This window comes from Paenibacillus sp. USHLN196, from assembly GCF_037144955.1.
Lineage (GTDB): Bacteria > Bacillota > Bacilli > Paenibacillales > Paenibacillaceae > Paenibacillus > Paenibacillus xylanexedens_C.
This window is the reverse complement of sequence record NZ_JBBCYH010000027.1, coordinates 54709-62131: the sequence shown is the minus strand read 5'-3', so window position 1 is coordinate 62131 and position 7423 is coordinate 54709. Positions and strand designations below refer to the sequence as shown.

The following is a 7423-nucleotide window of genomic DNA, read 5'->3' as shown; positions in this document are numbered from 1 at the left end:
TGGGGGTGGAAGTGCAGCAATGCATGGAGCTGACCAGTACTAATCGGTCGAGGGCTTATCCAATAGCAAGTTCTAAATCGCATGTTTCGTTTCGAATCTAGTTTTCAGGGAGCAATCCTTGAATGATGTTGATGATTGTTATTTGGAGAGATACCCAAGTGGCTATAAGGGGACCCTCTGCTAAGGGGTTAGACTGCGTAAGCGGTGCGAGGGTTCGAATCCCTCTCTCTCCGCCATCTTTACCTAAAGATGGACAAGCAATCAAGACACAATTAATATGGCGGTGTAGCTCAGCTGGCTAGAGCGTACGGTTCATACCCGTAAGGTCGGGGGTTCGATCCCCTCCGCCGCTACCATATTACCCAGGAGGCTTAGCTCAGCTGGGAGAGCATCTGCCTTACAAGCAGAGGGTCGGGGGTTCGATCCCCTCAGCCTCCACCATATACGCCGGTGTAGCTCAACTGGTAGAGCAACTGACTTGTAATCAGTAGGTTGGGGGTTCAAGTCCTCTCGCCGGCACCATTAATGCCTGGAACCGTGGTGTAGTTGGCCTAACATGCCTGCCTGTCACGCAGGAGATCGCGGGTTCGAATCCCGTCGGTTCCGCCATTAATCCTAAAAATTAAATATGGCTCGGTAGCTCAGTCGGTAGAGCAGAGGACTGAAAATCCTCGTGTCGGCGGTTCGATTCCGTCCCGAGCCACCTTTAATCCTTGGAGGATTAGCGAAGTGGCCAAACGCATCAGACTGTAAATCTGCTCCCGTACGGGTTCGGTGGTTCGAATCCATCATCCTCCACCAGTTTTATGAGTCATTAGCTCAGTTGGTAGAGCACCTGACTTTTAATCAGGGTGTCGAAGGTTCGAGCCCTTCATGACTCATCTTTTAGAAAAGAGTGATTAATCATTAATTTGATTAGTCGCTCTTTTTTTGTTATGTAATTTTAGCTGAATATGGATATTTATTAAAGCTGCGCAAGATATGATAAAATAATAGAAAATAAGCAGAGTGGTGGCGTTCATTATATGAAGCTCATACCTGATCTAAAACAACAAATTGAAGTCATTATAGGTACAAATTTGGATGAATACGAAATCACAATCCAAGAATGGATACAATCCGTGGAGAATCTGATTGCTCTTCATGGAAATTCGGAGACCTTTAGTAATGAAGGAGAGAGTCAGGAGCTACCTGATCAATCTGGATCTCAAGATTCATTATCCGATGTGATGAGTCTGAATACGGGAGAGCGTATATTTTTTAAGGTTCGGATGAATGAGAAAGAAGAGACTGTTGTGTGTTGGGGATGCGCTGCAAGATCTATCACTGTGGAAACACGGCAATTGATTGAGCTTTTGATCCGTACTAACACGGCCCTACCCGATGAAGTACAGCCTGTTGTATATGAGAATGATAGAGCGCAGTATCTAACGGAATTGGGTCTCTGGCTTAAAGAGCAGGTCGAACAACCTACCAAGAAGGAAGCTGAAGCTGTTCCTGATCGCTTTGTAGTGGCGGCAGGGTTGAATACGGAGAAGATTCTGTTTTTGCTCCAAGGGGATACACCGGATGCACATCGTTTACGTTCCAAGGAACTCAACAAGTTGCTTGAGAGTTACTTTGGCGAGGAGATTGTATTGATTCCTTTAGGGGAGCAAGAGTGGATTTTCATGGGGGATAAAGAGATTGTTACAGAAGAAGCCGAGGAAGATACAACGGAAGCCAAAAAGGATTCATTGAACGCTTTTTGTCTGGGGTTGCATGAATTGGTCGCAAGTGAGTGGGCAGGGGTGTTCCATCTCTCTGCATCCCTACCATGTATTCCAGCACAACAACTAGTATCGGTCACAGCTCTTCTTAAAGAAAGTGTTCACTTGGGCAGAGCATTCCATGTTACGCAGCATATTCATCTTCCATGGGATCTGCATCTGGAGCGTTTGGTAGCGAGCATTCCAGATGAACAACGCATACGTTTTATACAGGAAACAGGCAGAGACACGTTAATCTTCAATGATAGTGAGACACTTGCTACGCTGGAGACCTTTTTTAGCCTGGACTGTAATGTTAGCGAGACCGCAAAACGTCTTTTCATTCATCGTAACACGTTGGTATACCGTCTGGACAAGATCAAACAGGAGATAGGCTATGATGTGAGGCACTTCGAAAGTGCTGTTCTAGTGCAGTTTTTACTACTTATGTACAAAGTGACGAAAAAGCATTGATATTTTTGTGCAGTTTGCGAATAGTCAAACCTCACGTAGATAGGGTATTATAAAAATACAAATTGTATTCGATTACAAAATGATCTCTGAGGAGGCAACAATCATGGCTGGAGTACGTTTAGAGCATATTTTCAAAAAATACCCGGGTTCTGATAAAGCAACTGTAGTTGACATTAACCTGGACATTAAAGATAAAGAATTTCTGGTACTGGTAGGTCCGTCCGGTTGTGGTAAATCAACAACACTGCGTATGATCGCAGGCCTTGAGGAAATTTCTGAAGGTAAACTCTATATCGGTGACCGTGTCGTTAATGATGTTGCACCTAAAGACCGCGATATCGCGATGGTATTCCAATCCTATGCCTTGTATCCGCATATGAGCGTATATCAAAACATGGCGTTTGGTTTGAAATTGCGTAAGGTTAAAAAAGATGAGATCGACAAACGTGTACGTGAAGCAGCTAAAATCCTGGATATCGAGCATTTGCTTGAGCGTAAACCTAAGGCATTGTCCGGTGGTCAACGTCAGCGTGTCGCTTTGGGACGTGCGATTGTCCGTGATCCACAAGTGTTCTTGATGGATGAGCCTCTCTCCAACTTGGATGCCAAACTGCGTGGTCAAATGCGTGCAGAGATCACTAAACTTGCGAAACGTTTGGAAACAACTGTTATCTACGTAACGCATGACCAGATCGAAGCGATGACGATGGGTGATCGGATCGTTGTTATGAAGGATGGTATCATCCAACAAGCAGCTTCTCCGGAAGAGTTGTATAACCTGCCGGCTAACCTGTTCGTAGCTGGTTTCATCGGTTCCCCGACAATGAACTTTATCTCGGGTAAACTGGCTGAGCAAGGTGCTAACTTGCACTTCGTAGCTCCAGGCGTGGACGTTGAAATCCCGCAAGGTAAAGCACAAGTGTTGAAATCTAGAGGATACATTGGCAAAGAAGTGATTCTGGGTGTTCGTCCAGAAGACATTCACGAGGAGCCAGTATTCCTGGAAGCATCCCCGAACTCTGTATTCTCTACTCACGTAGATGTAACAGAGAACTTGGGTCACGAAATGCTCCTCTACCTGAGCGGTGTTGGTAATGATACAACGATCGCACGTGTAGACGGACGTTCTAACACTCGTGATGGTTCTACAGTTAAAATGGCCATCGACATGAACAAAGTTCATATCTTTGACAAAGAGACTGAAGTGAACGTACTTCTTCAAGACTAATAATACTGAGATTCCTCGATGACGATGGAACCTGACAGTTAACGCAATTATACATTGTATTGAGAGCCCCTTCCGTTATTGCTGGAAGGGGCTTTTTTAAGATTATTGAATCTATAAGTTTTCAACGGGACTGAAGGATTCGATGATCGTAAGAAATCTACTAAACCACGAATGTAGCATCCTCGATACGGCTTCGATCAGAAGACTTTTTCGTACTAATGGTTGTGGCAGGACGCGATTGCATTCAGCCCGGAATTCATTTAAGATTATTTGAAGGTCTGTCTTCTTATTATTAAGAGAATCGACTGTTGGAAGGGTATGCAATCTGTACCCCATGTTGTGAATGCGCTAATAATGGAAAGAACTGATACACGATCTGAATTACATAGAGAGACAGCGAATGCTGAAAGGAAGAGACAAATGGCGAAAAAAGTGAAAGTATCCGAATTGGTACAGCAGTTTCAGTTAGAGGTTGTTTCTGGATCTCACGGACTGAAAAGAGTCATTACGGTAGATGATCTGAACCGTCCTGGTCTGGAAATGGCCGGTTATTTTGAATACCATCCACAAGAACGCGTACAGTTGCTTGGAAGAACAGAGCTTGCCTTTTTCGCAATGTTGCCGGAGCAAGAACGACGTGATCGTATGCAACGTCTTTGTACGGAAGAGACACCTTGTATCGTTGTAACACGCGGACTTGAAGTTCCGCAAGAACTGATTGATATCAGTGAAGAACGGGACTTGGCTGTATTGCGCAGTAATATGGCCACAACGATCCTGTCCAGCCGGATTACCGGATTTTTGGAGGGCAAATTAGCACCTACTGCAACGATTCATGGTGTACTGTGTGATGTTTACGGGGTTGGTATGTTGATCACAGGTAGTAGCGGTATTGGTAAGAGTGAAACAGCGCTTGAACTGGTTAAACGCGGACACCGACTGATTGCCGATGATGCCGTAGAAATCCGCCAAACATCAGACTTTCAGTTGCACGGTACTGCACCTGAACTGATCCGCCATTTACTCGAAATTCGAGGTGTGGGTATTATCAACGTCATGACTTTGTTCGGAGCTGGTGCAGTTCGTAATAACAAACGGATTACCTTGGTTGTACGTCTGGAAGCATGGCAGCAGGATAAACAATATGATCGTCTGGGTCTGGATGAAGAGACAACACGGATCATTGATACGGATGTGCCTCTCGTTACGATTCCTGTTCGTCCGGGACGGAACTTGGCCGTTATTATCGAAGTGGCCGGCATGAACTATCGTCTGAAACAGATGGGTCTTAATGCTGCACTGCAATTCACGAATAAATTGACAGCAACCATCTCAGAAGATATGGAAGACATGGATTAAGAAGCATATATAAATTGAACTTATGATAAATGGTTGACATGTACTGCTTCTCTGAAGGCGCAGGGCATGCCAACCATTCGTCATGCGTGCGATTGATCGAATTTATAGGAGTGTGAATGAATGGATACATTATTACTGTTGAACCCGATCGCGTTCTCTATTGGGGCGTTAAAGGTTCACTGGTACGGGCTTATTCTTGGTGCCGCGGCACTTGTAGGACTATTGCTCGTGATCCGGGAAGGTAAAAGATACAATATCCCGCAGGAAGTGTTCATGGACATGGTTCTGTTGGGTGTGCCATCTGCCATCATTGGGGCCCGCATCTACTACGTAGCATTTAAATGGGACGATTATAAGGATAATTTCTGGGATGTCTTTAAAATATGGAATGGCGGTATTGCCATCTATGGTGCACTCATTGGTGCTATCATCTGTGCAGTCATTTTCTTCCGTCGTAAAGGGTATAACTTCTGGCGTATGGCCGATATCTGTGCGCCTGGACTTATTGTTGGACAGTTGATTGGACGCTGGGGGAACTTCGTGAACCAGGAAGCCTACGGCGGTCCCGTGGAAGAATCATTTTTGAGAGACAAGCTTCATCTGCCAGACTTTATTGTGAATCAAATGAACATAGACGGCGTGTTCCACCATCCTGCGTTTTTGTATGAATCGATGTGGAGTCTCGTTGGTCTGGTCTTGCTGCTGGTTCTGCGTCGTCAGAAGTTTCTGCGTTCAGGCGAACTGTTCATGTCTTATTTCATCTGGTACTCGATCGGTCGCTTCTTCATTGAAGCTTTGCGTACGGACAGTCTGGGCTTCCAGGCTCCGCAGTGGGTTGCTTCATTAGTGAACGGGCTGTGGTCTCCAATGACTGCAATGGGCTTCGAACAAGGATATCTTGATCCTGCTTACGGTAACGTAAGAATCTCGCAATTGCTTGCTATTGGCATCATTATTGTTGCTGTTGTATTCATTGTAGTGAGAAGAGTGACTGGTAAAGCGGATGTTCGTTACAGTGATCCGATTGTATCGTCCAAAGTTCCTGCAGATGATATGGAGCATACGGGAACGGTTGCTGGCAAAGAGAATAAGGTAACACCTCCAGCCAAAGACGATCCGAAGCAAGTTGATGATAAAAAGGAGTAATGCAACATGATTGACACGGTATTGTTCGATCTCGATGGAACGATTATTGATACCAATGAGCTGATTATCAGCTCATTCCAGCATGTCATGGGAGGATGGGAGCATTCAGCTCCATGGACACGGGAACAGATTATTCCGCATATGGGTGGCACACTGGAGCAGCAAATGCGCACCTTCTCAGGGCAGGAGGAAGTCTCCGAGTACGTGAAAGGTTACCGCGCCTATAATGATATCCATCATGAAGCGATGGTTAGACCTTTTCCACATGTTATTGAGGTAGTAGAGGCTCTGCATCAGGCTGGCATTGTGATGGGTGTGGTCACAACCAAAATTCGTCCATCTACATTAAAGGTGCTTGAGCGTTTTGACCTGCTTAAGTATATGCAGACGATTGTAACAGTGACCGACGTAACGAATCCGAAGCCACACGCTGAACCTGTACTGAAAGCCATGACGGAACTGGGTGCAGATCCTGCCAAAACGTTAATGGTGGGTGACAGTCCGGTGGATATCCAATCGGCACAAAATGCGGGCGCTCTCTCAGCAGGAGTTGCATGGTCTCTTAAAGGGGAAACGATCCTGAATGGATATGGCCCCGATCACATGTTGCATGATATGAGAGACTTGTTGAAACTCATCCGTATTGAAACGGAACGTTCATGAGAAAAGTAACCCGCTATCCGGTAGAGGACCAGAATGCACTTTGGCATATCTACAAGACAGTGAGTCCGTGGAAGGGCGTTCGTAATTTTATCTGGATCCAGTTGTCACGCTACTGTCCGATTCTATCGGTGAAGAACTGGATATACCGCCGTATGCTCGGTATGAAGGTGGGAAAACACACAGCTTTTGGCCTGATGGTGATGGTAGATGTGTTCTTTCCGGAGAAAATAACGGTCGGTGAAAACTCGGTCATTGGTTACAACACAACGATTCTCGCTCATGAGTATCTCATTAAGGAGTACAGGCTCGGTGAGGTGATTATCGGGGAAAATGTACTGATTGGTGCCAATACAACAATTCTGCCCGGAGTAACTATAGGGGATGGAGCCGTTGTGGCTGCCGGAGCTGTCGTACATAAGGATGTTGCTCCAGGAGCTTTTGTTGGAGGCAATCCACTGCGTGATTTATCACGTCCGGCAGCTTCTACTGAAGAGACTGTCTTTAACATGGATGATTCTTCTCAGGGTAGTGTGCATTAAGTCCATAAAGTGATAAATCAAGATGAATCAATGAAGATGATTCGAAGTAAAAAGCTGCTGATGGCAGCTTTTTTCGTATATAAATACCGATTGGTGAGGGTAACGGTGCGTGTATATAACGATATGTTCATCCAAGGACGTTCAAGCCTCGGTATTGTTGACGGTAATGCGGATTTCATGTTATCATATCCCATATCCTTTAGTTTGTTAGCACTTTACCATGTGAAAGTGTTTTAAGAGAATTAAACATGATAAAGATTAAACTA

6 protein-coding genes and 8 tRNA genes are annotated in these 7423 nt (G+C 45.2%); all 14 read left to right on the top strand.

Features of this window, described 5'->3' with window-relative positions; translation table 11 throughout:
* Positions 1 to 144 precede the first annotated feature (144 nt).
* The 14 genes from WFI24_RS33215 to WFI24_RS33150 all read left to right on the top strand — a co-directional run bounded on the left by WFI24_RS33215 (position 145) and on the right by WFI24_RS33150 (position 7157).
* A tRNA-Ser gene (locus tag WFI24_RS33215) sits at positions 145 to 236 on the top strand.
* Positions 237 to 279: 43 nt separating this feature from the next.
* Positions 280 to 356, top strand: a tRNA-Met gene (locus WFI24_RS33210).
* A gap of 9 nt (positions 357 to 365) precedes the next feature.
* Positions 366 to 441, top strand: a tRNA-Val gene (locus tag WFI24_RS33205).
* 5 nt (positions 442 to 446) lie between these two features.
* Positions 447 to 522: transfer RNA gene (locus tag WFI24_RS33200), tRNA-Thr, on the top strand.
* 9 nt (positions 523 to 531) lie between these two features.
* Positions 532 to 609 (top strand) — tRNA-Asp (locus tag WFI24_RS33195).
* 21 nt (positions 610 to 630) lie between these two features.
* Positions 631 to 703, top strand: a tRNA-Phe gene (locus WFI24_RS33190).
* Positions 704 to 715: 12 nt separating this feature from the next.
* Positions 716 to 801: transfer RNA gene (locus WFI24_RS33185), tRNA-Tyr, on the top strand.
* A 7-nt stretch (positions 802 to 808) separates the two neighbouring features.
* Positions 809 to 881 (top strand) — tRNA-Lys (locus WFI24_RS33180).
* A gap of 144 nt (positions 882 to 1025) precedes the next feature.
* Positions 1026 to 2222, top strand: a complete 1197-nt coding sequence (locus WFI24_RS33175) for a PucR family transcriptional regulator (RefSeq protein WP_336766059.1) — start codon at positions 1026 to 1028, stop codon at positions 2220 to 2222.
* Between the two features lie 103 nt (positions 2223 to 2325).
* On the top strand, positions 2326 to 3450 hold the full coding sequence (locus WFI24_RS33170) for an ABC transporter ATP-binding protein (RefSeq protein WP_062837775.1): 1125 nt from the start codon (positions 2326 to 2328) through the stop codon (positions 3448 to 3450).
* 420 nt (positions 3451 to 3870) lie between these two features.
* Entirely contained in the window at positions 3871 to 4809 is a 939-nt protein-coding gene (hprK, locus tag WFI24_RS33165) for an HPr(Ser) kinase/phosphatase (RefSeq protein WP_091011999.1), read from the top strand.
* Between the two features lie 120 nt (positions 4810 to 4929).
* On the top strand, positions 4930 to 5955 hold the full coding sequence (gene lgt, locus WFI24_RS33160) for a prolipoprotein diacylglyceryl transferase (RefSeq protein WP_336766058.1): 1026 nt from the start codon (positions 4930 to 4932) through the stop codon (positions 5953 to 5955).
* 6 nt (positions 5956 to 5961) lie between these two features.
* Positions 5962 to 6618 (top strand): pyrophosphatase PpaX, encoded by a 657-nt coding sequence (gene ppaX / locus WFI24_RS33155; protein WP_145326406.1) that lies wholly within the window; start codon positions 5962 to 5964, stop codon positions 6616 to 6618.
* Positions 6615 to 7157 carry an acyltransferase gene (locus tag WFI24_RS33150; RefSeq protein WP_145326405.1) on the top strand — a complete coding sequence of 181 codons (543 nt, stop codon included), beginning with the start codon at positions 6615 to 6617 and terminating at the stop codon, positions 7155 to 7157. The genes ppaX and WFI24_RS33150 overlap by 4 nt, the downstream gene beginning before the upstream one ends.
* The last annotated feature ends 266 nt before the right edge of the window (positions 7158 to 7423 follow it).

What these genes read in the sequence shown, in the direction of transcription:
- WFI24_RS33175 (WP_336766059.1), top strand. Translation starts at nt 1,026, where the DNA reads ATGAAGCTCATACCTGATCTAAAACAACAAATTGAAGTCATTATAGGT.
- WFI24_RS33170 (WP_062837775.1), top strand. Translation starts at nt 2,326, where the DNA reads ATGGCTGGAGTACGTTTAGAGCATATTTTCAAAAAATACCCGGGTTCT.
- hprK (WP_091011999.1), top strand. Translation starts at nt 3,871, where the DNA reads ATGGCGAAAAAAGTGAAAGTATCCGAATTGGTACAGCAGTTTCAGTTA.
- lgt (WP_336766058.1), top strand. Translation starts at nt 4,930, where the DNA reads ATGGATACATTATTACTGTTGAACCCGATCGCGTTCTCTATTGGGGCG.
- ppaX (WP_145326406.1), top strand. Translation starts at nt 5,962, where the DNA reads ATGATTGACACGGTATTGTTCGATCTCGATGGAACGATTATTGATACC.
- WFI24_RS33150 (WP_145326405.1), top strand. Translation starts at nt 6,615, where the DNA reads ATGAGAAAAGTAACCCGCTATCCGGTAGAGGACCAGAATGCACTTTGG.